Source organism: bacterium (genome assembly GCA_020440705.1).
In the GTDB taxonomy this organism is placed as follows: Bacteria; Krumholzibacteriota; Krumholzibacteriia; order LZORAL124-64-63; family LZORAL124-64-63; genus JAGRNP01.
On sequence record JAGRNP010000276.1, the window covers coordinates 1 to 652 of the forward strand.

Annotated in this window: 1 protein-coding gene; it reads right to left on the minus strand. The window is 54.1% G+C overall.

Features of this window, described 5'->3' with window-relative positions:
• On the minus strand, positions 1 to 652 hold a 652-nt coding region (locus KDM41_18350), incomplete at both ends, for an isoprenylcysteine carboxylmethyltransferase family protein (GenBank protein MCB1185386.1).

Consider the following 652-nt stretch of genomic DNA (forward strand, 5'->3'; position numbering starts at 1 on the left):
TGTTGAGCGCTGCTGCTCATTCTCAGGAACGGGATCAGTTTAGGCGTCCTGTTCCGGTACTGGATGTACTTGTTGCCGAATTCGCGGATCAGGTCTCTCTCTTCATAGGTGATGGCGATCATGATAAAGGCAGTCAGGCCGGCGGCCATGCTCAGGTGCGTGACGGTCATGGAGGGCGTGAACCACATTCCCAGCATCATGCCGAAATACAGTGGGTGGCGCATGTACTTGTAGTAGGACACTATCCTGAACTGTAGCGGCTTGTATGGTTTGTCCATTATGTAAAAGTAAGTCTGCCGCAGGCCGAACAGGTCGAAGTGGTTGATCACAAAACTGCTGCTGTACATGATGGCCCAGCCGATGAAGAACAAGATGTAGTGGATGTAGTAGGCAGTGCTGCCAGTTGCTACCTGCCAGATTGTTCCGCCCAGCGGCTCCCATTGCCAGAGTACGAGGGAAAAAGTGAGGCCGGAGGCCAGCACAAAGACCGAGCGCTCCAGTTGAGGGTGCACGGTTTTGGCCAGCCACTTTTTAAAAGGCTGCCGCGCCATGATGATGTGCTGAAGGGCAAAGAGGGCCACCAGGCTCAGGTTTTTCAAAAGGGCAGGTATCAGGCCCATATTGGGTTCCCCGTCGATCCCAATGCCCGGTA